The 267-nt window shown below is 50.9% G+C and carries 1 pseudogene; it reads right to left on the bottom strand.

Annotated elements, in window-relative coordinates:
* A pseudogene (locus AAEY75_RS15470) lies at positions 1-267 on the bottom strand (bifunctional 23S rRNA (guanine(2069)-N(7))-methyltransferase RlmK/23S rRNA (guanine(2445)-N(2))-methyltransferase RlmL); the annotation flags it as partial.

Consider the following 267-nt stretch of genomic DNA (forward strand, 5'->3'; position numbering starts at 1 on the left):
GTTTCCAGCCCTTAAAGCCCCAGTATTGGCGCCCTAACCCCGGAGCAATATCCAAAGACATCATCGCGGCTTCCACCAAGAAAGTCGCAGAACCACACATAGGATCAATCAATTGCGTTAAACCGCAATCTCTTCCCCAGCCAGCACGCATCAATAAGCCTGCCGCGAGGTTTTCTTTCAGTGGCGCCATACTGCCTTGTTGACGATAACCACGGCGATGCATACTTTCGCCCGATAAATCGATGCTTACCGTGACAACTTCACGTT

It is taken from the genome of Psychrobacter sp. TB55-MNA-CIBAN-0194 (assembly GCF_040309505.1).
Lineage (GTDB): Bacteria > Pseudomonadota > Gammaproteobacteria > Pseudomonadales > Moraxellaceae > Psychrobacter > Psychrobacter fozii.